Genomic DNA, 24,121 nt, shown 5'->3' on the forward strand with positions numbered 1-24,121 from the left:
ATGTCGGACTGCATAGCGGGCGCTTCCACAGATCGGGCGTTCTCACGTCACAGTGCGGCCGGTTCGTAACGCACTGTTCACGAGCGGCCCGTCAGGCTCGCGGCACCCGACGGCCCAGTGGCACTCGCAGCATGGCGTCGGTGCCACCTCCAGGAGCCGGATGCAGGCCCAGAGAACCGTTCAGTTCGACCGACACCAGAGTGCGTACGATCTGCAGCCCCAGTCCGTCCGAACGCTCCAACGAGAACCCTGCGGGCAATCCGCGGCCGTCGTCGTGGATGACGACGTCGAGCCATTTCGACGAGCGATCGGCACCGATGCGCACCACGCCGACCGATCCGGCGTCGAACCCGTGCTCCATCGCGTTCTGCACCAGCTCGGCCAACACCATCACCAGCGGCGTCGCCCGCTCGGCGGAGAAGACACCGAGTTGGCCGTCCCGGACCACCCGCACCCGAGGGTTGACGGTGGCGATGTCGAGCATGATCGGCACCAACCGGTCGACTATCTCGTCGAGATCCACTTCTTCGTCGACCGACATCGACAGCATCTCGTGAACCAGCGCGATGGACGTCACGCGGCGAACGGATTCGGACAACGCGGTACGAGCTTCCTCGTTCTCGAGCCGCCGCGACTGCAGCCTCAGCAGAGCCGCCACGGTCTGCAGGTTGTTCTTCACTCGATGGTGGATTTCGCGAATCGTCGCGTCCTTGCTGAGCAGCGCACGGTCGCGTCGCTTCACCTCGGTGACGTCTCGGACGAGCACGGCTGCGCCCGCGGATCGACCGTGCGGCTGCAGTGCCAACGTGCGCACCAGAACCGTCGCGCCGCGGGCGTCCACTTCCATTCGGTGCCCGACGTTGCCGGACAGTGACGACCGGATATGGTCGGCCACTTCTTGCGAATCGAACGGGTCGGTCACCAGAGACCGCGTCACCGACGCGAGGTCACGGCCCGACAGTTCCGTCGTCAAACCCATTCGGTGGTACGCCGACAGCGCATTGGGGCTCGCGTAATCCACCCGTCCCTCGGTATCGATGCGGATGAAGCCGTCGCCGGCCCGCGGCGACGAGTTGACGTCGGTTCGCTCCTCCGGCGTCGGAAACGTTCCCTCGCTGATCATCAGGCACAGATCGTCCGCACATTCCCGATACGCGACCTCGAGCGCACTCGGCGGCCGAAGCTGGGCCGGATTGGTGTCGCGGGTCAGCACGGCGATGACGTGCTCTCCACACCGCACGGGAATGCTCTCGCTCCGGGTCAGAACACCACCCTGCACGATCTTTCGCTGTTGCAACGCGACGAGCACTTCGGGGTGCTCGGACTCGGAGATGGTCGTCCCCACGATGTCGTGGGTGAACACCGTCGGCGCGGTGGTGGGTCTGCACTGGGCGACACACAGCACGTCCGCCGACCCGTCCGAGACATCGTCGGTACCGACCCAGAGCAATACGTCCGCGAACGACAGGTCGGCCAGGAGCTGCCACTCCCCTACGACGCGCTGCAGATGGTCCACCGCGGCACCGGGCAGATCGGTGTGTTCGGCCAGCAGGTCACTGAGGGTCGACACGGGTTCTCACGCAGCCGTCGGTCAGGACACCACAGCGATGAGGTCGCCCTGTTGAATGACATCCCCCACTGCGACGTCCACGGACGTGACGGTGCCTGCGGTCTCGGCGAGCACGGGAATCTCCATCTTCATCGACTCCAGCACGACCAACGTGTCACCGACCTCGACGGCATCACCGCGGGCCACGACCACCTGAAACACCGTCGACACCATCTCCGCACGAACATCCTCGGACACCGGCGAACCCCTCTCTCACGACACCTCGAACCGCGGCGGGCACACACCGGAGACCATGCCCGTCACAGTAAGCCAATCACACGTGGGAGACTGTAGTGAACAAACGAGAGGAGCCCATCATGGGAAAGCGTGGACGTAAGAAGCGTGCTCGTAAGGGCAACAAGGCCAACCACGGCAAACGTCCCAACAGCTGACGTTCTGCCACCAGCCACGAAGGGCCGAGAAGCACTGCTTCTCGGCCCTTCGTCGTCGGTACGATCAGGTTATTCGGAGTCGACGCTACGGGTCAGCACCGTGCGTCGGATTTCCACGCTGAGTCGCTCGCGAAGCCCGGCGGGCGCTTGATCTCCGCCACATTTACGGGAGATCAGCCGCTTGACCTTCTCTTCGATGCCGTACGCCTCGAAGCACGATCCGCACTCGTCGATGTGCTTCTGCAACCGTTGCCTGCTGGCCTCGTCGCACTCGTTGTCCAACATGATCCATACGTCCGCGATCACGGCCGAGCAATCCAGTCGCTCGAATTCGGCGTCGGCTCCGCCGTCGCCCACAGAACCGCCGCCGATGATGTCATCGCCGGAATCACCGGTGCGCGTCACTGGACTACCTCCTGCTCGTGCCGGTCGACTGCGCCGTCCCGGTTGAATCCACGGTCGCGGGCCACACCCGCCAGCAAACCTCGAAGTTGCTTACGCCCACGATGCAAGCGCGACATCACCGTTCCGATGGGCGTTCCCATGATCTCCGCGATTTCCTTGTACGGGAAACCCTCGACGTCGGCGTAGTACACCGCCATCCGGAATTCCTCGGGCAACGACTGCAGAGCGGCCTTGATGTCGTCGTCCGGCAGTGCGTCCAGCGCCTCGACCTCGGCCGAGCGCAGTCCGGTGGACGTGTGTTCAGCGGTCGCGGCGAGCTGCCAGTCACTGATCTCGTCGGTCGGGTACTGCGCAGGCTGACGCTGCTTCTTGCGATAGGAGTTGATGTAGGTGTTGGTCAGGATTCGGTAGAGCCACGCCTTCAGGTTCGTGCCCTCACGGAACGACCGGAACGCCGAGTAGGCCTTCACGAACGTCTCCTGCACCAGGTCCTCGGCATCTGCGGGGTTGCGCGTCATCCGCAGCGCGGCACCGTACAGCTGGTCCAGCATCGGCAACGCGTCACGCTCGAAGCGTTCGGTCAGCTGGGCCTCGGTCTCGGCTGCCCGCTGCTCGGCGATCGCCTTCTCGTCCGCTTCGGTGGGAGTCCTGGCTTCTGTCACGCTGATCCCTTCGGTAGCTTCCAGCACCCAGGCTACCGCGCCCGAAGTCGGCTTCTGCGACGAGATCACCCCCTTGATCGCCAAGGGACGTCCCGCGGTCAGCACTGCCATTCGTCATTCCTTCCGCCTGCATCCGTATCTGCCCTGTCACAACACTGCCGCGCGCCGCGGTGTTCCCGCCGCAGTCGATAGAGTCCGACGAATGGCTGCGTCGACTCCCGCTCTTGCGCTGCTCACCGCACGGAAGGTGGCGCATACCGTGCACACCTACGAGCACGATTCGCGCACGCAGTCGTTCGGCAGCGAGGCCGCCGAGATTCTGGGCGAGCGCCTCGGCGTGCGCCCGGAGCAGGTGTTCAAGACCCTGGTCGTCGAACGCGCAGATCGTTCGCTGGCCGTCGCGGTGGTCCCCGTCACCGGAATGCTCTCGTTGAAAGCGGCAGCAGCCGCTCTGGACACACGGAAGGTCGCGATGGCCGACAGAGCTGACGCCGAACGGTCGTCCGGCTACGTGTTCGGCGGAATTTCGCCGCTCGGCCAACGTAGATCCCTGCCCACCGTCATCGACGACTCGGCACTCGAGTTCGACCGTGTGCTGTGCAGCGGGGGTCGCCGTGGCCTGGAGATCGAACTCGCTCCGGCCGATCTCGTTCGCCTCACGCGCGCCGTCACCGCGCCCATCGCCGCACACTGACCGCCGATGAGCGAAGATGGACCGGTGAGCACTTGGACAGCCCCCGCCGCCGATGGACCCATCGACGCGACAGTCACTCTGCCCGGATCGAAGTCGATCACCAATCGCGCGCTGATCATCGCCTCGCTCGCATCCGGCCCGTCGACCGTCACCGGCGCGCTTCGCAGCCGCGACACCGACTTGATGATCCATGCTCTGGAGACACTGGGCGTGCAGGTGGCCGCCGACCGCAACGATCCGACGTCTCTCCGTGTGACGCCGGGAACGCTGCACGGTGGATCCGTCGAGTGCGGCCTGGCCGGAACGGTCATGCGTTTCGTCCCGCCCCTGGCCGCGCTCGCCGACGGCGTGGTGTCCTTCGACGGAGACGAGCAGGCTCGCATCCGGCCGCTCGACACCATCCTCGACGCACTGCGCGCTGTGGGCGCCGACGTCGACGGCAGCGCGCTGCCGTTCACGATGCGCGGTACCGGTTCGCTGCGTGGTGGATCCGTCGAGATCGACGCCTCGGGGTCCTCGCAGTTCGTCTCGGGTCTGATGCTCTCGGCCGCGGCATTCGACGAGGGAATCGAGATCCATCACATCGGTAAGCCCGTCCCGTCCATGCCGCACATCGACATGACCGTGGAGATGCTGCGCCGTGCGGGTGTCCGAGTCGACACCCCGGAATCGAGCGGAGACGCGAACACCTGGCGCGTGCATCCCGGTTCGGTGACCCCCGTCGACTGGAGCATCGAGCCGGACCTCTCGAACGCCACCCCGTTCCTCGCTGCCGCCGCTGTCACCGAAGGTGTTGTGCGAGTACCGAATTGGCCTGAGTCGACGACTCAACCCGGCGATGTGTTCCGCGAGATCCTCACGCAGATGGGCGCGGTGGTCGAACTACGCGCAGGGGTGCTGACCGTCGAAGGTCCGAACACGTTGCGCGGCATCGACTTCGATCTACACGACGTCGGCGAGCTGACCCCCACCGTCGCAGCGCTCGCCACCCTGGCCGAGGGGCCGTCCATCCTGCGCGGCATCGCCCACCTACGCGGTCACGAGACCGACCGACTGGCCGCACTGACGACCGAGATAGTGCGCCTCGGCGGGCGAGCGGTCGAAACCGACGACGGCATTCGCATCGATCCCGCACCGCTGCACGGCGGCACCTGGCACTCCTACGCCGACCACCGCATGGCCACTGCCGGCGCGATCGTCGGGCTCCGCGTCCCGGGCGTCGAGGTCGACGACATCGGCACCACCGCCAAGACTCTCCCCGGCTTCGAGAACCTGTGGGACACGATGTTGTCCGCTTCCACACCCAGCGGGGTCGGATCCTGACCGCGCGCCGCTACGACGAGTCCGACGTCCGCATCCGGCCGGGCAAGAGTTCTCGTCCGCGCACCAAGACTCGACCCGAACACAACGACGCCGAAGCCGGCATGGTGGTGTCCGTGGACCGCGGCCGCTGGGGCTGCGTACTCGACGGTGACCCGTCTCGGCCGGTCGTGACGATGCGGGCCCGCGAGCTGGGGCGAACTCCGATCGTGGTGGGCGACGAGGTCGGCATCGTCGGAGATCTGTCGGGCAAGGTCGACACTCTGGCCCGAATCGTGCGCGTGGCCGAGCGGCGAACGGTGCTGCGCCGCACCGCGGACGACACCGACCCGTTCGAACGCGTCGTGGTGGCCAACGCCGACCGACTGCTCATCGTCGCAGCGCTTGCCGATCCACCTCCCCGCACCGGCTTCGTCGAGCGCGCTCTCGTCGCAGCGTATGTCGGCGGGCTCGAACCGGTGCTGTGCCTGACCAAGAGCGATCTCGCTGCACCCGACGAGTTCACCGCGTCGTTCGCCGATCTGGACGTCCCGGTGGTACTGGCGGGCCAGTCCGAGGACCTGACCGAACTGACCGCCATGCTGACGAACAAGGTCACCGCGCTCATCGGACACTCCGGTGTCGGCAAGTCGACGCTCGTCAACAGACTGGTGCCCGACGCCTATCGCGCGACCGGGGTGGTCTCGGGCGTCGGCAAGGGCCGCCATACGTCGACGCAGTCGGTGGCGCTGCCGCTACCGGGCGGCGGATGGGTGGTCGACACTCCCGGCATCCGGTCGTTCGGATTGGCACACATCTCGCCGGAGAACGTCGTGGCCGCATTCTCCGACCTCGCCGAGACCATCGAGGACTGCCCCCGCGGCTGCACACACCTGGGCCCCCCGGCAGATCCCGAGTGCGCTCTCGACACACTCACCGGGGATGCAGCACGACGGGTGGCTGCCGTACGGCTCCTGCTCGAAGCGGTTCGAACGAACGAAGCCTGGTAGAGACCCACGGGGTCTGTACCAGGCTTCGCTACTCGAAATCGGAGGCGGTCAGGCTGCTTTGCCGACCAGTCTGCGAATTCCCTTGCGCTTCTTGGTTTCTGCGATCGCGGTCCGGAGGCCACGCCGCTTTCCGGTGTCGGGGTCGACGGCGAACAGACCTGCAGGTGCCTGTTCCCATTTACGCTCGGACGCGGTTTCCGGCGCGTCGTCGCTGGTCGCCTTCAAGTACTTGTTCGGAAGCGACAGCTTGGCAATGGTTCGCCACGACAGGAAGTACTGGTGCACGATCGAACCGGTCGTGTACGGCAGGTCGTACTTCTCCGCGAGTTCGAGAACCCGAACCTTGATCTCCCGCAGACGATTGCTGGGTAGATCGGGGAACAGGTGATGCTCGATCTGGTAGCAGAGATTGCCGCTCATGAACTCCATGACCGGACCGGCGTTGAAGTTCGCGCTGCCCAGCATCTGACGCAGGTACCACTGCCCCTGCGTCTCGCCTTCCATGTCCGACTTTGTGAACTTCTCGGCACCGTCGGGGAAGTGCCCGCAGAAGATGACGGTGTTGGTCCACACGTTGCGCATCATGTTGGCGACGATGTTCGCCGTCAGCGTGCTCTTCCAGGCAGGTCCGGTGAGCAGTGGATGCAGGACATAGTCCTTGCCCATCTGCTTGCCGACCTTCTCGAGAACCTCGCGACGCTTCTGCTCGAATTCCTCACGTGGGACGCGGCCCTTGGCCACCTTGCCCAGTTCCAGGTGCTGCAGCGCCACGCCGTACTCGAAGAACAGCTGCAGCAACAGGTTGTAGACCGGGTTGCCGATGTTGAACGGCTTCCAACGCTGGTCGCGGGTGACGCGCAGCAGGCCGTAACCCACGTCGTCGTCCATGCCCAACACGTTGGTGTACTTGTGGTGAATGTAGTTGTGCGTCTGCTTCCAGTGCGCCGAGGGCCCGGTGTTGTCCCACTCCCACGAGGTGGAGTGGATCTCCGGATCGTTCATCCAGTCCCACTGGCCGTGCATGACGTTGTGGCCGAGCTCCATGTTCTCGATGATCTTCGCGACCCCGAGCATGGCGGTACCGACCAACCATGCCGGGCGGCGGCGACTGGCGAACAGGACTGCACGTCCGCCGATGTCGAGCGAGCGTTGCAGCCGAATCGTGTTCTTCACGTACCGGGCGTCGCGTTCACCACGGGACGCCTCGATGTCTCGCCGAATCGCATCGAGCTCGTGGCCCAGTGCTTCGATGTCGGCGTCGGTCAGATGCGCGTATTCCTTGATGTCCGAAATCGCCATGGGAAACAGCCTCCTGGCAGTTGTGAACACACAGCGTGCGGTAGTGAGCCGTGTGCATTTCCGTCACCTACCGTATCGTAACTTACGGTCGCGTAGGTTACGGGCGCGAATCTGTGTGACGATTCACAATCAGGCGGTGACGTCCGATCGCCGGAGCGCCTTCGCCTGTCGTTTGGCTTCTTTCTTCGCGTTGCGCAGAGCTCCTCGTGCCTCCTGCATCGCCGAGCGCAGTCCACGGCGCTGGCCGGTGAGCGGGTCGATGCGAAGTGCGTGCACGGTCGGAGAATCGCCGACGCGCCAACGCCGCTCCGACGATGTCTCGGGCGCGTTGTCCGAGGTTGCGCGCAACCACTTGTCGGGCAGCGACAGCTTGTGGATGGTCCGCAGTGCCAACAGGTACTGCTTACCGAGCGACCCTGTCGTGTACGGCAGGTCGTACTTGTCGCACAGCGCGTGCACCTTCTCTGCGATCTCCGAGTACCGATTGCTCGGTAGGTCCGGGAACATGTGGTGCTCGATCTGGTAGCAGAGGTTTCCGCTCATGAACGCCATGACGGGGCCAGCCTCGAAGTTGGCACTACCGAGCATCTGCCGCAGGTACCACTCGGGCCGGGTCTCGTTCTCGAACTGACCGATCGTGAACTTCTCGGCGCCGTCGGGGAAGTGACCGCAGAAGATCACGGCGTAGGCCCAGAGGTTTCGAACCAGGTTGGCCGTGGCGTTGGCGGTCAACGTGGACTTCCACGCCGGGCCGGACAGGGCCGGGAACAGGACGAAGTCCTTGCCGACCTGCTTGGCGATCTTGCGCGCGAAAGCGCGGGCCGCCGGTGACTTGAAGAGGCCTTTTTCGTGTTCCCCGTCGAGCTGCTTCTGAGCGTCGTAGTCGTGCAGTGCGATGCCCCACTCGAACGTCGTCGCCAGCACGACATTGGCGAGCGGCTGAACGAGGTTGATCGGCTTCCACGGCTCGTCGCGGGTCATCCGTAGGATGCCGAAACCGATGTCGTCGTCCATTCCGACGATGTTGGTGTACGTGTGGTGCGAGTAGTTGTGCGCCCGCTTCCACTGCTCCGACGGTCCGGTCTGGTCCCACTCCCACGAGGTGGAGTGAATTTCCGGATCGTTCATCCAGTCCCACTGGCCGTGCATCACGTTGTGGCCGAGTTCCATGTTCTCGATGATCTTGGCGACGCTGAGCATCGCGGTCCCCACGAGCCATGCCGGCCGGTACTTGCTGCCGAGCAGCACGGCGCGTCCGCCGAGCTCGAGCATGCGCTGAGCTCGGATGGTCCGGCGGATGTATGCGGCATCGCGTTCGCCGCGACTGTCCTCGACGTCGCGGCGAATGGCGTCCAGTTCGCGCCCGAACGCTTCCATGTCTTCTTCGGTCAGGTGAGCAAACTCTTTGATGTCGGTGATGGCCACCGGGTCCTCCAACAGTTGTGTGCGGCGCCCGAAATACCGGGGTTCAGCGTGGGCAACCTACGTGAGCGTAACCCAGCAGCCTGAGAAGGCAGTGTGCGAAAAACAGACCTACAGTTCCAATGTGCAGTCGCCCGCGGCTGCGGAAATGCACGTCTGGACGCGGTCACCCTCGCTGTGTTCCTTACCGGAACGCAGGTCGATCACATGCCCTGCGGTCAACGGCACCACACACGTCTGGCAGATACCCATACGGCAGCCGAACGGCATCCGAACACCCACATTTTCGCCCGCTTCGAGCAGCGTGGTCGCCCCGTCCGCCGCCGCTTTCTTGTCGGACTTGGAGAACGTGACGGTTCCGCCGGAACCGGACGTATCGGCGCGCGAGATCTCGAACCGCTCGAGGTGCAGCTTGTGCTCGATGCCCTCGCGCTTCCACGTCTTCTCGATTTCCTCGAGCAGTGCCGCGGGACCGCAGGCCCAGGTGTCGCGGGTACGCCAGTCGGGATAGAGCTCATCGAGCGAGGACAGAGCGAACTTGCCGTCGGAACGCGTCAGCTGCACGTGAGAGGTGAACTCGGGATGCGACTTCTCGAGGGCTGCGAGTTCGGCCGCGAACATCACCTCGTCCTCGGTGGGGGCCGAGTGGATATGCACGGTATCGGGCATGTCGCCGTGACGATCGAGTGCTCTGAGCATCGAGATGACCGGGGTGATGCCACTGCCTGCGGTGACGAAGAGAATCTTGGCGGGCGGCGGAACGGGCAGTGCAAAATTGCCCTTCGGTGCCGCCAGTCGCACGATGGTCCCCTGCGGCACGCCGCCCACCAGATGTGACGACAGGAACCCTTCGGGCATCGCCTTGACGGTGATGGAGATCAGCTTGTCTTCCCAGTTCGGCGGCGAGGTCAGTGAATACGAGCGCCAGTGCCACCGACCGCCGAGATGCAGTCCGATTCCGATGTACTGACCCGGCTGATAGTCGAAATTGAAGCCCCACCCGGGCTGGATCACCAGTGTCACCGCGGTAGCGGTTTCCTTCTCCACGCGTACGACGCGGCCGCGCAGTTCACGGGCCGACCACAACGGGTTGGCGAGGTGCAAGTAGTCGTCGGGCAGCAAGGGAGTGGTGATGCGGGTGAAAGCACCACGCAGCATGTTCAGCCTCGGCCGCTTGGGTGCCGAGACACCGGCCACCGGGGCCTCCAACCACTTCTTCAGATCCATCGGGTGTTCCCCATCCCCTCGATCGTCGTACCGAACCGCGTGCGGGCATCGAGGTTACGCTACCGTAGGTTGAGTCCCATGGTCACCTCTGCAGACAGCCCAACCGTGGATATCGCCAGGTCGTGGCCGAGAGCAGGATCACAGCAGATCGAGCAGAAACGGTAGTTCCTGGGGGGCGTACCACGCCAGCGTGTGGTCTTCGGCATCACCGAGAACGAATTCTGCATCGGCATCGCCCGTGTCCGCTGCGTCCACGGCGGAGACAGCCTTGGCAACCGCTTCTTCGGCCCCTTCCAGATCGACGTGCACCGACGCGACCTGATCCATTCGCAGCGGTTCCTTCAGCCGAACGACAGCGTCGTCGAGATCGGGACGCAGGGTGGGATCGTCGACGTCTGCGGCAATCACCGCCCGTCGGTAGACCACGCCGTCGGCCACCGTCCCCGTGTCCGCCTCGTCGTCGACGGCCGCGGCGATCAGGCGCAGCGAGGCACGCGCGGCCTCCCCCATCGCGACCTCGGACAACTCCTCGTCGTCGCCCGACGAGTACGCCTCACGCAAGGTGGGCGTCACCGCGAATGCGGTGCGCGAGACCGGACTGAACTCGCCCTCGGCTGCGAGCACTTTCAAGAACTCCAGCGTCGCCGGAACGTAGACACGCATTGCAGAAGACCTCACACTCTCGATTCATTGCTGGCGTCGACCAACTCTTCCAGCGCCTCGTGCAGTAGCGCTGTCACCACATCCACATCGGGCATCGCTCCGCGGTCGGCGTTGAGCCCGAAGAACACGAAACCGTCGTACGACGTCAGCCCGATACTCAACGCCTGATTCTCGAACAGCGGCGACACCGGGTACATCTCGAGCATCCGGGCACCACCGACGTACAGCGGAAACTGCGGCCCCGGCGCGTTCGTGACGATCAGGTTGAACACTCGTTGCGAGAGTCGGCTACCCGCCCGCGCACCCATGGCATGCAGGCTCGCCGGAGCGAACCCACTGATCCGCATCAGCGTCTGAGCCGTCACACCGCGGCTCTGATGAGAATGGGCCTCGGTCGCGTGCGCGATGTGAGACAGCCGAACGACGGCGTTCGACTCCCCCACCGGGAGGTCGACGAGGAACGAGGACACCTCGCTGCGATCGTCCTCGGCCGGCTCACCGGACATGTCGCTGCCCTCACCGAAGCCGACGCGATCGGACGAGACGTACACCGACATCGGCACCATGGCCCGCACCGTGGACGATGCCGTGACGGGTTCGCCGCGCGAGAGCAACCAATTTCGCAGCGCGCCGGTGACGACTGCGAGCACGACGTCGTTGATCGAGCAGTCGAATCTGTCGTGGATCCTGCGGTAATCGGCCAGCTCGGTCTTGGCCACGGCGAACCGACGATTTCGTGAGATCGGCGCGTTCAGTGGGCTGGACGGGGCGCTCTGTGTCGCGGTACGCAGCACGGCCGCGACCTTGCCCGCGGCGCGCAATGCGTCGCCCGCGAGACCGGCAACCCCGTTGACCGCGCCGCGCAACGTCTCGATGCTCTCGCCCGGACGCACCACCAGTTCGGTGAGCGCGTCGAGCACCAACACCGAGTCCTTGGGCTCACGAGCGGGCATCCACAGCTCCTCGGCCATCGGCGCGGGGTTCTTGCTCGCATCCAGAATGACCTGACCGATGTCGAGCGCATTCTCGCCGTCGACGAGGGCCGAATGAGACTTGGTGAAGATGGCGAAACGATTCTTCGCGAGTCCCTCGACCAGGTACATCTCCCACAACGGTCGGGTGCGATCGAGCGGCCGTGAGGTCAGTCGCGCGATCAGGTCGTGCAACTGATCGTCCGTCCCCGGCTTGGGTAGTGCCGAACGACGGATGTGATAGGTGATGTCGAAATCCGCGTCGTCCACCCAGACCGGCCGCGCCAAACCGAACGCGACTTCGCGGACCTTCTGCCGGTAGCGCGGAACCAGCATCAGTCGCTGTTCGACCAACGACAGCAGTCGGTCGTAACTGAAACCGCTCCGCGGGGTCCGAAAGACGGCGAGCGAGCCGAGGTGCATGGGACTGCTGCCGGCCTCGAGAAAGTAGAACGACGCATCCTGCGCCGTCAGTCTGGTCGCCATCGCGTGTCTCGGTCCCCGTCCTCGCACGTGGTGCGCCCCGATCGATACCGCCTGTTGCGCGGTGTGCTCGAACTCAGAGTACGTGGGTTCGCGACGTGAGTCCCAGTGCCGGGTGGGCAACGACGTGTCGTCGATCTCGGGAACCGAAATTCGATCGCGACCGTCAATGTCGGTGTGAGCGTCATCGAATCCAACGATCCGCCGGACACCGGGGACGACAGCCCGATACCGTCGCCGGCGGACTCTCGGCTGCGCGCCGAGCACCATTGCTTTCTGTCGCGGCCGACCCAGTTCGAGCCGCCACTCTCGGCAGGCGCGGTGCACACCTGGGGCCGGGGTGAGAGCTCGCACAGGCCACCGGAACGCCATCCGGCATCGGTACGCAGCACTCGCCCCCGCCGCCGGACCGAGGCACCCCATCGACCGATCGTGCAAGACGTGCCCGCCGATGCGCGGGCGAGCGCCGAACGCGCCATGCGGTTGCTGATCGAGGTGATCGACCGCAGGCGCAGTGCCGAGCAACTGTCCTCGTTGTTCACTGCGCCCGTGATCGACCTGATCCGCACCATCGTCCGCACGCCCCCACCAGGACGGCGACTCGGATTCGCCGCGGTGCGTCGCGTGCACGTCGCCTATAGATCGGACACGTCGGCCGAGATATTCGGCTCGTACACCCGCGGCCCACGCACCTTCGCCTTCGCGGGCCGAATCGAGCAGGCGGTCGACCCGCGGCGGCCAGGATGGACGGTCACCTCGTTGCGAGTGGGTTGAGAACACGGGTCGCCCGGCGAGGTCGCGCCGGATCGACCCGGCCGACTACTTCTTGCGCTTGGAGCGCGCCGACTTCTTCGGTGCTTTGTTCTGCGCTCGCGCTGCTTCGCGACGCTCGCGTCGGGTTCCCTCGGCCGCCGACTCCGCGCTCGCTGCAGCATCCGATCGCTGCACAGCCGTACCGCCGCCCTCGGCCGGGCCGGAGAACGTCAATCTCTGTTCGTCCCGCTCGTCGAGTCCTTTGGCACGCAGAGCTGTGGGAGCTGCCTGAGCTGGAGCGGCAGGGGCCGGGGCCGCCTTGGCCGCAGGCCGATCGCCCGTGGCCGCAGGTGCCGACGTTGCCGCAGGTGCCGGGCGACCGGATCCGACGGGTGAGGCCAACCCGGGGGCAACCGCGAGACCTGCGGACGCGGCCGGACCTGACGGGGCTGGGGTTGCTTCGACCTGGAGGTTGAACAGGAAGCCCACCGACTCCTCTTTGAGGCCGTCGAGCATGCCCTGGAACATGTCGTAGCCCTCCCGCTGGTACTCGACCAGTGGATCTCGCTGGGCCATCGCACGCAGTCCGATGCCCTCCTTGAGGTAGTCCATCTCGTAGAGATGCTCGCGCCACTTGCGATCGAGGACGGACAGCAGCACCCGACGTTCGAGCTCCCGCATTCCGTTCTCGCCTGCGATGCCGTCGATCTCGGCCTCGCGAGCGGCGTAGGCCGAGCGGGCGTCCTCGAGCAGCGCCTCGCGCAGCTCGTCGCGGCTCAGGTCACCCTTTTCGCCGTCCTCGTTCTCGCCCGAGAGAACCTTGTGGTCGATACCGACCGGATACAGAGTCTTCAGCGCCGTCCACAACTGCTCCAGATCCCAGTCCTCGACGTAGCCCTCGCTCGTCGCACCATCGACGTAGGCGGTGATCACGTCGGTGATCATGCCCTCGACCTGGCCCTCCATGTCGGCACCTTCGAGGATGCGCCTGCGCTCCTCGTAGATGACGGTGCGCTGCTGGTTCATCACCTCGTCGTACTTGAGGACGTTCTTGCGGATCTCGAAGTTCTGCTGCTCGACCTGGGTCTGTGCGCTCTTGATGGCCTTGGACACCATCTTGGCCTCGATCGGGACGTCGTCGGGCAAGTTGAGCCGAGTCATGATCGATTCGAGTGCGCCGCCGTTGAATCGACGCATCAGCTCGTCGCCGAGCGAGAGGTAGAACCGCGATTCGCCCGGATCACCCTGACGACCGGAGCGCCCTCTGAGCTGGTTGTCGATACGACGTGAGTCGTGGCGCTCGGTTCCGAGAACGTACAGGCCACCGGCCTCGCGCACGGTGTCCGCGTCGGCCTTGACCTGTGCCTTGACCTCTTCCAGAGCAGGCTCCCAGGCGGCCTCGTACTCCTCGGGAGTCTCCACCGGGTCCAAGCCCTGCTTACGCAGCTTCAGGTCGGCGAGGATGTCCGGGTTGCCGCCGAGCACGACGTCGGTGCCACGGCCGGCCATGTTGGTCGCCACGGTCACCGCGCCCTGTCGCCCGGCCTCAGCGATGATCGTCGCTTCCTGCTCGTGGAACTTCGCATTGAGCACGTTGTGCGCGACGCCGCGCTTGGTGAACTGCTTGGACAGATACTCCGACCGTTCCACGCTCGTGGTGCCGATGAGAACCGGCTGGCCCTTCTCGTGCCGCTCGACGACATCGTCGACCACCGCGTCGAACTTGGCTTCTTCCGTCTTGTAGATCAGGTCGCCGTTGTCGACGCGGACCATCGGGCGGTTCGTCGGGATCGGAATGACGCCCAATCCGTAGATCTGATGCAGCTCCGCGGCCTCGGTCTCGGCCGTGCCGGTCATGCCGGAGAGCTTGTCGTACAGGCGGAAGTAGTTCTGCAGCGTGATCGTGGCGAGGGTCTGGTTCTCGGCCTTGATCTCCACCTTCTCCTTGGCCTCGATCGCCTGGTGCATGCCCTCGTTGTAGCGGCGTCCCACCAGGATGCGACCGGTGAACTCGTCGACGATGATGACCTCGCCGTCGCGGACGATGTAGTCCTTGTCCTTGGTGTAGAGCTCTTTGGCCTTGATGGCGTTGTTCAGGTAGTTCACCAGAGGCGAGTTGGCCGCCTCGTACAGGTTGTCGATACCGAGCTGATCCTCGACCAGCTCGACGCCGGCCTCGTGCACACCGATGGTGCGCTTGCGGATATCGACCTCGTAATGGGTGTCGACCTTCAGCATGGGGGCGATCCGGGCGAACTCGCCGTACCACTTGCTCGACGCGTCGGCGGGGCCCGAGATGATCAGTGGGGTTCGCGCCTCGTCGATGAGGATCGAGTCGACCTCGTCGACCACGGCGAAGTTGTGTCCGCGCTGCACCAGATCGTCGAGCGAGTGCGTCATGTTGTCGCGTAGGTAGTCGAACCCGAACTCGTTGTTGGTGCCGTAGGTGATGTCGGCGGCATACGCTGCACGGCGTTCGACCGGCGTCATCCCGGACAGGATCACGTCCACCGACAGACCCAGGAAGCGGTGCACACGGCCCATCCACTCCGAGTCTCGCTTGGCGAGGTAGTCGTTGACCGTCACCACGTGCACACCGTCGCCGGAGATGGCGTTCAGATAGGCAGGCAGAACACACGTCAGGGTCTTGCCCTCGCCGGTCTTCATCTCGGCGATGTTGCCGAAGTGCAGGGCAGCTCCGCCCATCACCTGCACGTCGAAGTGCCGCTGGGACAGCACCCGCCACGATGCCTCACGGGCGACGGCGAATGCCTCGGGCAGCAACTGATCCAAGGTCTCCCCGGACGAGTACCTCTCCTTGAACTCGGCGGTCTTACCCCGCAGTTCGTCGTCGGAGAGACTCTCGACGTCCGAAGACAGGGTCGAGACGTGGTCAGCGATGTTCTTGAGCCGCTTGACCATGCGACCTTCACCAACACGGAGCAGCTTGGAAAACGACAGCGACGGCACGGGTTTTCTCGTCCTCGATCCTCGGTTCACGGGTACTGACACGAACAAATCTGTTACTCGACGCGTTACTGCTACCTGCACGAGCGCACGGGTTCGTCACCGTGACGTCCGCGCGGCAGTAACCCGAACGCGTCCATGGTAGGCGGTCTCGCTGTGGGTACGGCAGTCCCACTGTCGGTCCCCGAACGACACGACGCCGGCATTCGGACAACCCCGACACAGCACTGCAGGCTCGACGTGGGGATCGTGTCTTCCGGCGTCGAGCCTGCAGTGGTCGGATATTTCACGGACGGCGAACGACCCGTTCGCCGTCACGCTCGGTCAGGTGAGCCTGATCAGGCCGTAGTCGAAGGCATGCCGTCGGTACACCACGGAAGGCCGGTCGGTGGCGCTGTCGTGAAACAGGAAGAAGTCGTGGCCGACCAGTTCCATCTCGTACAGCGCATCGTCGACGCTCATCGGTGCCGCCGAGTGAACCTTCGTGCGAACGATGTGCCCGGGGCCGGTCTGATCGTCCTCGAACGAATCCAGCTTGGTCTCGGGATCGAGCGCAAGTGTGTCGTCTTCGGCGAGTTCAGCGGTGGCCTCGGCGACGGATACGGGTCTCTTCTCGCCGTAGTGGACCTTGCGCCGATCCTTGGTACGCCTGAGTCTGCTTTCGAGTTTCGAGGTCACTGCTTCGAGTGCGGCATAGAAACTGTCTGCGCACGCTTCGGCACGAACGACCGGGCCTTTGCCCTTCGCGGTGATCTCCACGCGTTGACATGCTTTGGCCTGACGGCGATTTCGTTCGTGCTGCAGTTCGACATCGAACAAGTAGATGGAGGGGTCGAAGCGCTCGAGGCGAGCCAGTTTCTCGGACACGTATATCCGAAAATGGTCCGGTATCTCGACGTTGCGGCCCTTGACCACAACGTCGGCATTGCTCTTGGCGGGTTCTTCCGAAGGCTTCTCGTCGAAGAAAACCGAGGCTTGTGAAGGGGTCGTCACGTGTACCTCCCGATATCGGCCACGCCCACTGTTGGACGTGGCAGGTGTGCATGCCGAATGGGGAACCTTCCGGCATCTCGAGTCCGGGGCATCACCTCACGTCCGTGTTTCTACGGGTCGTTCTACCGGTCCGCTCCGTCGTGATGGAGCGTGTCCGCGACGTTAGTCGGTCATCGACGCGTGTGCCACCGTTCACCCCGAATTGGTTGTCGGCGTGTCTCGTCGACTGGCGTTCACGCGCTGGCCACCACGATCGCACCGGCCAACGAGATCCCGAAATCGGTTAGCACTCTTGCACATTCGGCCAGGGTCGCCCCGGTGGTCACCACGTCGTCGACGAGAAGAACGGTCAGTTCGTCGGTTCGCGGCCGCGGCCGGCCGATAGCCGAGCGCGACTGTCCGATCAGTTCGATCCGGCCCGCCACGTTGTGCTGACGCTGACCTGCCGAGAGCCCGACCGAATCCCGCACTCCCCCGGCCATCTTCAGCAGCTGGGGAACCGATACTCGCTCCGGTGCCAACTCGGTCGCTGCGTTCCTCGCACACCGCAGCACCGGATCGCCCCCTCGGGCTCGCGCTGCGCGCGCCCGGGACGGAGCGCACACCAGAACGAGGGGACTCAGCTCCGGTGGATCGATCTCGCCTGCAGCACGCAGTTGGTGCACCGCACCGGCCAGCGCCCGCCCGAACGGCACGGACACGGCCCGTCGGCCCCGTTCCTTCAGTGCGATCACCCCGTTGCGCCGAGGACCGGTGTACGTGCCCAGCGCCCAACAGGGCACCCCCGGATCGACCCGCGGACGCACCCGGACAGGCGGCACCGACAGCGCCTGTTCGCAACGGCGACACCACTGCTCCCCCGGCACCCCACACCCGGCACATTCGAGGGGCAGGACGAGGTCGAGAAGCGTTCTCATGACCGTGAAGTGTGCCGGTAGCCACCGACACCCGCCGGACGTCAGCCGGGCAGGATCGGGACGGCCTTCACCCCGGCCAGGCCGGTGACCTCTCGCCAGTACCTGTCGCCGACCGGATCGGCGTTGTTGAGTGCGAACACGGCGCGAGCGTCGGCAACGTACTCGGTCTCCGGCGACGCATCGACCGCCAGAACAGGATTGGTGAGATTGCGCGACGGCAGGGCGTCCATCCTCGAGCCGTCGACCGTCACCTGGACCACCGGTGTATCGGTGGCAACCCGTGCGATCACGATGGCCTCGCCGGTGCTCCAGTCCAGGCTGGTGGCGTCACTGCCGAGTCCGATCGCAACCGCGCGCGGGGCCGTCAGCGAATAGACGCCCGACGGATCGCGTACCACTGTGGCCACGTACACCACGCCGTCGACGATGAGTGCGGCCCGAACGCCGTCGCGGGCCAGCCGGAGTTCGGTGATGCGAGTTCCCAGGGTGGTGACCGCGCGGGCATCGACCGGTATCACCGATACCTGACCGGTCGAGGGGTCGCGGGCCGCGCGAATGACGTTGGTGCCGTCGATGACCGCCCAGGCGGCGTTGTCATCGGCTCCCCACGTCGGACGCGTGATCGACTGCCCCTCGGCCACCGGGAACGCGCCACCGTCGTAGCTACCGACCATCAATGTGCTCGACGGTGCCGGAGCGGGTCTACCGGTGTCCGCGACGCCGGCCACGAGTGTTCCGTCGTTCGACAAGGCCACCGAGCGCAGATTCCGTGCCTGCCCGAAGTACCCGGGGGCGGGTGTGGTCGCGGATTCCTCGACGCGGAGCAGTCGACCGGAGGCCAGTGCGTGCAGGCCGACCGATTCGTTGGTGGAGCTCTGTGGATCGAAGGAGTCGACCCCGGCCGTCGTCCACCCGTCCGGCTTGGTCGTGTCGATGGGTTGTCCGTCGGCGAGCAGCACGTAGGGCCCGGCCACCTCTGCCGAGGCCAGAGTCCAGATCACCTGTGCGGCAAGCAATTCTCGGTCGCGGTCGCCCTTGTTCTGCAAACCACCGAAGTCGATTCTGATGCCGCCGAGACCGACTCCGACCTGTGTGGTCTGTCCGTCGGCCTTGGTGATGGGCCCCCGGATACTGACGTCGTCGGACAATTCGTTGCTCACCGCTGCGGACAGCGCGGACTTGGGTCCATCGATCAACAGCTGCACGAGCTGGTTTGCGAGCTGATCCTGCGATCCGCTCGTCCACCGAACATCCGGCACCAACACCCCACCGAGCGGATCGACGAAGTAGATGGATCGCTGCTGATAGGTGTCCATGAACGCCGAGCGATCGATGACCACACCCGGTGGCAGCTTCGAGATGCGCCATTGGCCGTCGACGCGCGTCATGTCGATCGCGATGTCGAAGGTGTCCGATCCAGCCTGATATTCCCCGCCGGGAGCCAGGATTCCCGCTGTCGTCGACCGAATCGTGAACTGCGCAGAGTCTGCAGTTCGGGGCCCCGACAGGGTGTCGATCCGATCTGCGACGACGGTACGAGCGCCGTCGTCCCATGTGTTCGACGCGTCCTCGGTCAGGAACTGTCGGGCGGCCTGGTGGCGGTTGGCCGACACTGCGCTGGCCTCGAAGAAGTCGTCGAGCAGCCGGTCGGGCTCACGTCCGGGTTCGGGGGCCGGGGCGCTGGTCGGCGCGGCACCGTCGGTCAACGTGCCGATGGCCTGGGGGCTCGAGGATTCGGGCAGGCTGGCACAACCGGAGACGAGGGCGGCGATCAGGGCGCAGACTGCAACCGAGCGAGACAGCCGACGAGACGAGCGAATCACGTCGACGACTCCGACGCGGCCCGCTGCGCACCGATGGCCGGGATCGGTTGTCCCTGAGCGTATTTCTTGGTGCTCGGCTTCAACGGCAGAGGTGAGCCGATCACCTTGTGACCACGGACCAGTGGCACCGTGAGCCGGAAACATGCGCCTTCGCCGACTGCACCCCACGCCTCGAGCTTACCGTCGTGCAGCCGGGCGTCCTCGACACTGATCGCCAACCCGAGGCCGGTACCGCCGGAGCGCCGGACGCGGGAGGGGTCCGAGCGCCAGAACCGATTGAACACCAGCTTCTCCTCGCCGGGGCGCAGACCGATTCCTTGGTCGCGCACCACGAAGGCTGCCGCGTCGGCATCCGATCTCAGGCGCAGCAGCACCGGCTTGCCTTCCCCGTGATCGAGGGCGTTGGCCAGAAGGTTGCGCAGGATACGTTCGACACGCCGCGGGTCCACCTCGGCGATGACCGCCGTCTCGGGCATGTCGACGATCACCTCGGTGCCGGTTTCGCGGGCGAGGTGACGCACCGTGGAGACCGCCGCGCGTGCACACATCCGGAGGTCGAGTTGCTCGGCGGCTAATTCGGCGACACCGGCGTCGTGGCGGCTGATCTCGAGCAGATCACCGAGCAACGTCTCGAACCGGTCCAGCTCGTTGACCAACAGCTCGGAGGAACGCTTGAGGGCAGGTTCGAGATCGTCACTGGCGTCGTGAATGAGATCCGCGGCCATCCGCACGGTGGTGAGCGGAGTCCGTAGTTCGTGGCTGACGTCGGAGGTGAACCGGCGCTGCAGGTTTCCGAATTCCTCGAGCTGGGTGATCTGTTTGGACAGACTTTCGGCCATCTCGTTGAACGACATCGCCAGCCTCGCCATGTCGTCCTCACCGCGAACCGGCATTCGCTCCTTGAGCCTGCCGTCGGCGAAACGTACTGCGATGCGGGACGCGGATCGAATGGGTAGCACCACCTGCCGCGCGACGAGCATCGCGATCGCCGCGAGGAGTACCAGCAGCACCACGGCCCCGATGAACAGCGTGCCGCGGACCAGGGAGAGCGTCCGGTCTTCGCTGGCGAGCGGGAAGATGAGATACAGCTGCAGCGCCGATATGTCGGAACCGGTGGGCGATCCCATGATGAGCGCCGATCCGGAATATCCGCCGTCACTGTCGGTCACGGTGGCGTACTGCGAGCTGATCAGGCCCTTCTTGACGAAGTCGCGCAAGCTGGCCGGTATCTGGTCGACCGGACCGACCGACGCTTCCGCGCGGGTCGCGTCGCCCTCGACGATCAGAACAGGGTCGAAGGACCCTGCCGACCCGGTGGTCGACGCGGCGTCGAGGTCCTGGTTCGTCAACGCTGCTCTCGCCCGTTCGAGACGGGTGGACAGGCCGCTCGAATCATCGGCACCGGCGAGGTTGCCCTCCACCGTGGTGCGCGAGCGGTCGAGTTCCTCGGTGGCTGCAGACAGCTTCGCTTCGAGCAACCGATCGGTGATCTGGCTGGTCAGAACGACGCCGAGAATCAGGATCACCACGAGCGACAACGTCAGGGTCGAGACGACCACGCGCAGTTGCAGTGACCTTCGCCAGGCGTGACCCAGCGATGTGCTCAGCGACCTGAACCAACGCAGGAGCGGGGAGAACTTGCCGTTGATTCGTCGCCGAGAGTGGGAAAAACCGATCACGGCGGTCCGGCCTTGTACCCGACCCCCCTCACGGTCAACACCACCTCCGGGTTCTCCGGATCCTTCTCGACCTTGGCGCGCAGACGCTGAACGTGGACGTTGACCAGGCGGGTGTCGGCGGCGTGCCGGTAGCCCCACACCTGTTCGAGCAGAACCTCACGGGTGAACACCTGACGCGGCTTGCGAGCCAAGGCGACCAGCAAATCGAATTCGAGCGGAGTGAGCGAGACCAGCTCGTCGCCGCGGCTGACCTTGTGGGCGGGGACGTCGATGACGATGTCGGCGATCGACAACAGCTCGGCCGGCTCGTCCTCGGTTCGACGCAGTCGTGCCCGGACGCGTGCCACCAGCTCCTTCGGCTTGAAGGGCTTCATGATGTAGTCGTCGGCCCCGGATTCGAGACCGAGCACCACATCGACGGTGTCGGTCTTGGCCGTCAGCATGACGATCGGGACGCCCGAGTCGGCTCGCAGCACGCGACAGACGTCGATGCCGTTCATTCCGGGAAGCATCAGGTCGAGCAACACCAGATCGGGTCGATTCTCGCGGACGGCCGCCAGCGCTTGGGTGCCGTCTCCGACGACGAACGGCTCGAATCCCTCACCGCGCAACACGATGGTGAGCATCTCCGCCAGAGCCGAATCGTCGTCCACAACCAGAATCCGAGGCTTCATGGCTCTATCGTGTCACTTTCGGCTCGGCGGATGGCTGATTGAACATGTCGGCGGCGAGTCGATCGGGGTCGACGTCGGCGCGCACGACTCGCCAGGGCGACGCCCAGTTCGTTTCTGCGAGACGGCCGTAGACGGCCGAGGTTCGGGTCTGCAGCGAGCCGTCGCGTTCGTAGGCATCCCGGGTGCGCGCGGCGTCCGCACTCTCACGCGCGGCGGCGCGCTCCGCAGCGAGAGCCACCGGTACGTCCAGCAGCACCTGCACGTCCGGAACGGGCACACCGAACCGCTCGAATTCGAGTGACCGGATCCACTCGACGGCCGCTCCGTCGACGGACTGCTCCAACCGCGCCGCGGTGTAGGCGGCGTTGGACGCCACGTACCGGTCCAGCAACACGATATCGTTGCGGGACAACAAGTTTCGGATCTTGTCGGCCGCATCCTTGCGGTCGAGTGCAAACAGCAGCGCCATTGCGTGCACGCTGCCCGCGGTGTCTCCGTGTTCCCCCTGCAGCGCCTCGGCCGCCAGATCGGCATGAACCGACCTTCCGTACCGGGGAAACCCGACCCGGACGACGGCCAGGCCGTCGCGTTCCCACGCCGAGACGAGCCGACGGGCGAGCGTGTTCTTGCCCGCTCCGTCGACTCCCTCGATGACGAAGAGCTTTCCCAACGACCGAACTCTCTCGGTCAGTAGCGGTAGTGCTCGGGCTTGTACGGGCCCTCGACGTCGACGCCGATGTACTCGGCCTGCTCCTTCGTGAGCTTGGTGATCGAGCCGCCGAGCGCTTCGACGTGAATGCGAGCAACCTTCTCGTCGAGGTGCTTGGGCAACCGGTAGACCTCGTTGTCGTACTCACTCGGCTTGGTCCACAGTTCGATCTGCGCGATGACCTGGTTGGAGAAGCTGTTGCTCATGACGAACGACGGGTGACCGGTGGCGTTGCCGAGGTTCAGCAAACGGCCCTCGGACAGCACGATGATCGAGTGCCCGTCCTTGAACTGGAACTCGTCGACCTGCGGCTTGATGTTGATCCGCGTGACGTCGGCAGCCTTCTCGAGGCCGGCCATGTCGATCTCGTTGTCGAAGTGGCCGATGTTGCCCAGGATCGCCTGGTGCTTCATCTTGCGCATGTGCTCGAACGTGATGATCTTCAGGTTGCCCGTCGAGGTGATCACGATGTCGGCCTGCTCGATGAACTCGTCGACCGTGCGCACGTCGAAGCCGTCCATCAGTGCCTGCAGGGCGTTGATGGGATCTGCTTCGGTGACCGTCACGCGAGCGCCCTGGCCCTTGAGTGCCTCGGCGCAGCCCTTGCCCACATCTCCGTAGCCACAGACCAGCACGGCCTTGCCGCCGATGAGAACGTCGGTGCCACGGTTGATGCCGTCGATCAGCGAATGGCGAGTGCCGTACTTGTTGTCGAACTTGCTCTTGGTGACCGAGTCGTTGACGTTGATGGCCGGGAACGACAGCTCACCGGCAGCAGCGAACTGGTACAACCGCAGCACACCGGTTGTGGTCTCCTCGGTGACACCCTGCACGGATGCGGCAATCTCGGTCCACTTGGTCGTCGACGCCTCGAGGGAGCGACGCAGCAGGCCGAGGAACACCTTGTACTCGTCGGAATCCTGGTCGTCGTCGGTCGGCGGAACGACGCCTGCCTTCTCGAACTGAGCGCCGCGCAGCACCAGCATCGTGGCGTCACCGCCGTCGTCGAGGATCATGTTGGCAGGCTGCTCGGGCCAGGTGAGCATCTGCTCGGCGGCCCACCAGTACTCCTCGAGGGTCTCACCCTTCCAGGCGAACACCGGAACGCCCTTGGGCTCTTCGACGGTGCCGTACGGGCCTACGACGACGGCCGCTGCAGCGTGATCCTGGGTGGAGAAGATGTTGCACGAGGCCCAACGCACCTCGGCACCGAGTGCCACCAGCGTCTCGATCAACACGGCGGTCTGCACCGTCATGTGCAGCGATCCGGATACTCGTGCGCCCTTGAGCGGCTGAACGTCGGCGTACTCGCGACGAAGCGCGATCAGGCCGGGCATCTCGTGCTCTGCCAGCCGTATTTCCTTGCGGCCGAATTCTGCGAGTGACAGGTCTGCGACCTTGAAGTCGATTCCACCGCGGTGTTCCACGGTGAGTGCCGATCCTGACGTAACTGAGGTCGTCATCTTGCCT

General features: G+C 65.1%; 22 protein-coding genes. 5 read left to right on the plus strand and 17 right to left on the minus strand.

The genetic code is table 11. From position 1 onward, the window contains the following. Window positions 1–91: 91 nt before the first annotated feature. Together JLZ96_RS03810 and JLZ96_RS03815 are read right to left on the minus strand one after the other, a co-directional pair. The gene (locus JLZ96_RS03810) at window positions 92–1,570 is read right to left on the minus strand and encodes a sensor histidine kinase (protein WP_027496524.1); all 1,479 of its coding nucleotides are present in this window, start codon (window positions 1,568–1,570) and stop codon (window positions 92–94) included. Window positions 1,571–1,591: 21 nt separating this feature from the next. Beyond that, window positions 1,592–1,807 (minus strand): biotin/lipoyl-binding carrier protein, encoded by a 216-nt coding sequence (locus tag JLZ96_RS03815; RefSeq protein WP_027496523.1) that lies wholly within the window; start codon window positions 1,805–1,807, stop codon window positions 1,592–1,594. 119 nt (window positions 1,808–1,926) lie between these two features. Here JLZ96_RS03815 and JLZ96_RS25190 point away from each other — a divergent pair, with 119 nt between their 5' ends. Beyond that, a complete protein-coding gene (locus tag JLZ96_RS25190) occupies window positions 1,927–2,001 on the plus strand; it encodes a 50S ribosomal protein bL37 (RefSeq protein ID WP_370878772.1) in 75 nt (24 codons plus the stop codon). A 69-nt stretch (window positions 2,002–2,070) separates the two neighbouring features. Here JLZ96_RS25190 and rsrA read toward each other — a convergent pair whose 3' ends face one another. Both rsrA and JLZ96_RS03825 read right to left on the minus strand, forming a co-directional pair. Beyond that, window positions 2,071–2,358 (minus strand): mycothiol system anti-sigma-R factor, encoded by a 288-nt coding sequence (gene rsrA / locus JLZ96_RS03820; protein ID WP_027496522.1) that lies wholly within the window; start codon window positions 2,356–2,358, stop codon window positions 2,071–2,073. 44 nt (window positions 2,359–2,402) lie between these two features. Further along, entirely contained in the window at window positions 2,403–3,179 is a 777-nt protein-coding gene (locus JLZ96_RS03825) for a sigma-70 family RNA polymerase sigma factor (protein ID WP_236253825.1), read from the minus strand. A gap of 91 nt (window positions 3,180–3,270) precedes the next feature. On the opposite strand from JLZ96_RS03825, the gene ybaK reads away from it, so the two are divergent. The 3 genes from ybaK to rsgA are packed head-to-tail and all read left to right on the plus strand — an operon-like array spanning window position 3,271 to window position 6,071. Continuing rightward, window positions 3,271–3,762, plus strand: a complete 492-nt coding sequence (gene ybaK / locus JLZ96_RS03830) for a Cys-tRNA(Pro) deacylase (protein WP_201009516.1) — start codon at window positions 3,271–3,273, stop codon at window positions 3,760–3,762. Window positions 3,763–3,768: 6 nt separating this feature from the next. After that, window positions 3,769–5,085 carry a 3-phosphoshikimate 1-carboxyvinyltransferase gene (gene aroA / locus JLZ96_RS03835; protein WP_032366303.1) on the plus strand — a complete coding sequence of 439 codons (1,317 nt, stop codon included), beginning with the start codon at window positions 3,769–3,771 and terminating at the stop codon, window positions 5,083–5,085. Then, entirely contained in the window at window positions 5,037–6,071 is a 1,035-nt protein-coding gene (gene rsgA / locus JLZ96_RS03840) for a ribosome small subunit-dependent GTPase A (protein ID WP_027496518.1), read from the plus strand. Before aroA ends, rsgA begins: the two co-directional genes overlap by 49 nt. A 48-nt stretch (window positions 6,072–6,119) precedes the next feature. Here rsgA and JLZ96_RS03845 read toward each other — a convergent pair whose 3' ends face one another. The 5 genes from JLZ96_RS03845 to JLZ96_RS03865 all read right to left on the minus strand — a co-directional run bounded on the left by JLZ96_RS03845 (window position 6,120) and on the right by JLZ96_RS03865 (window position 12,139). After that, window positions 6,120–7,370 (minus strand): fatty acid desaturase, encoded by a 1,251-nt coding sequence (locus tag JLZ96_RS03845; protein WP_032370715.1) that lies wholly within the window; start codon window positions 7,368–7,370, stop codon window positions 6,120–6,122. A 129-nt stretch (window positions 7,371–7,499) separates the two neighbouring features. After that, window positions 7,500–8,795, minus strand: a complete 1,296-nt coding sequence (locus tag JLZ96_RS03850) for a fatty acid desaturase (RefSeq protein WP_032366301.1) — start codon at window positions 8,793–8,795, stop codon at window positions 7,500–7,502. A gap of 108 nt (window positions 8,796–8,903) precedes the next feature. Next, window positions 8,904–10,019, minus strand: a complete 1,116-nt coding sequence (locus JLZ96_RS03855; protein ID WP_027496515.1) for a ferredoxin reductase — start codon at window positions 10,017–10,019, stop codon at window positions 8,904–8,906. Window positions 10,020–10,157: 138 nt separating this feature from the next. Next, window positions 10,158–10,682, minus strand: a complete 525-nt coding sequence (locus JLZ96_RS03860) for a DUF6912 family protein (protein ID WP_201009517.1) — start codon at window positions 10,680–10,682, stop codon at window positions 10,158–10,160. A gap of 11 nt (window positions 10,683–10,693) precedes the next feature. Next, window positions 10,694–12,139 carry a wax ester/triacylglycerol synthase family O-acyltransferase gene (locus JLZ96_RS03865; RefSeq protein ID WP_027496513.1) on the minus strand — a complete coding sequence of 482 codons (1,446 nt, stop codon included), beginning with the start codon at window positions 12,137–12,139 and terminating at the stop codon, window positions 10,694–10,696. A gap of 174 nt (window positions 12,140–12,313) precedes the next feature. Between JLZ96_RS03865 and JLZ96_RS03870 the strand changes: the two genes are divergently transcribed. Then, window positions 12,314–12,910, plus strand: a complete 597-nt coding sequence (locus JLZ96_RS03870; protein WP_145916507.1) for an Rv3235 family protein — start codon at window positions 12,314–12,316, stop codon at window positions 12,908–12,910. Between the two features lie 45 nt (window positions 12,911–12,955). Here JLZ96_RS03870 and secA read toward each other — a convergent pair whose 3' ends face one another. The 8 genes from secA to ahcY form a co-directional block, all read right to left on the minus strand. Beyond that, window positions 12,956–15,859 carry a preprotein translocase subunit SecA gene (secA, locus tag JLZ96_RS03875; protein WP_032370713.1) on the minus strand — a complete coding sequence of 968 codons (2,904 nt, stop codon included), beginning with the start codon at window positions 15,857–15,859 and terminating at the stop codon, window positions 12,956–12,958. A gap of 321 nt (window positions 15,860–16,180) precedes the next feature. Continuing rightward, window positions 16,181–16,849, minus strand: a complete 669-nt coding sequence (gene hpf / locus JLZ96_RS03880) for a ribosome hibernation-promoting factor, HPF/YfiA family (protein ID WP_027496511.1) — start codon at window positions 16,847–16,849, stop codon at window positions 16,181–16,183. Between the two features lie 233 nt (window positions 16,850–17,082). Next, complete coding sequence (locus JLZ96_RS03885) at window positions 17,083–17,766, minus strand: ComF family protein (protein WP_032370712.1); 684 nt, start codon at window positions 17,764–17,766, stop codon at window positions 17,083–17,085. Between the two features lie 41 nt (window positions 17,767–17,807). Next, entirely contained in the window at window positions 17,808–19,589 is a 1,782-nt protein-coding gene (lpqB, locus tag JLZ96_RS03890; RefSeq protein WP_371827939.1) for an MtrAB system accessory lipoprotein LpqB, read from the minus strand. Continuing rightward, complete coding sequence (mtrB, locus tag JLZ96_RS03895; protein WP_032366296.1) at window positions 19,586–21,268, minus strand: MtrAB system histidine kinase MtrB; 1,683 nt, start codon at window positions 21,266–21,268, stop codon at window positions 19,586–19,588. The genes lpqB and mtrB overlap by 4 nt, the downstream gene beginning before the upstream one ends. Continuing rightward, the gene (gene mtrA / locus JLZ96_RS03900) at window positions 21,265–21,942 is read right to left on the minus strand and encodes an MtrAB system response regulator MtrA (protein ID WP_027496508.1); all 678 of its coding nucleotides are present in this window, start codon (window positions 21,940–21,942) and stop codon (window positions 21,265–21,267) included. Before mtrA ends, mtrB begins: the two co-directional genes overlap by 4 nt. Window positions 21,943–21,946: 4 nt before the next feature. After that, window positions 21,947–22,612, minus strand: coding sequence for a dTMP kinase (locus JLZ96_RS03905; RefSeq protein WP_032390050.1), 666 nt, complete (start codon window positions 22,610–22,612; stop codon window positions 21,947–21,949). 17 nt (window positions 22,613–22,629) lie between these two features. After that, on the minus strand, window positions 22,630–24,114 hold the full coding sequence (gene ahcY / locus JLZ96_RS03910; protein ID WP_027496506.1) for an adenosylhomocysteinase: 1,485 nt from the start codon (window positions 24,112–24,114) through the stop codon (window positions 22,630–22,632). Window positions 24,115–24,121 lie beyond the last annotated feature (7 nt).

Source organism: Rhodococcus sp. NKCM2511, from assembly GCF_014905595.1.
Lineage (GTDB): Bacteria > Actinomycetota > Actinomycetes > Mycobacteriales > Mycobacteriaceae > Rhodococcoides > Rhodococcoides fascians.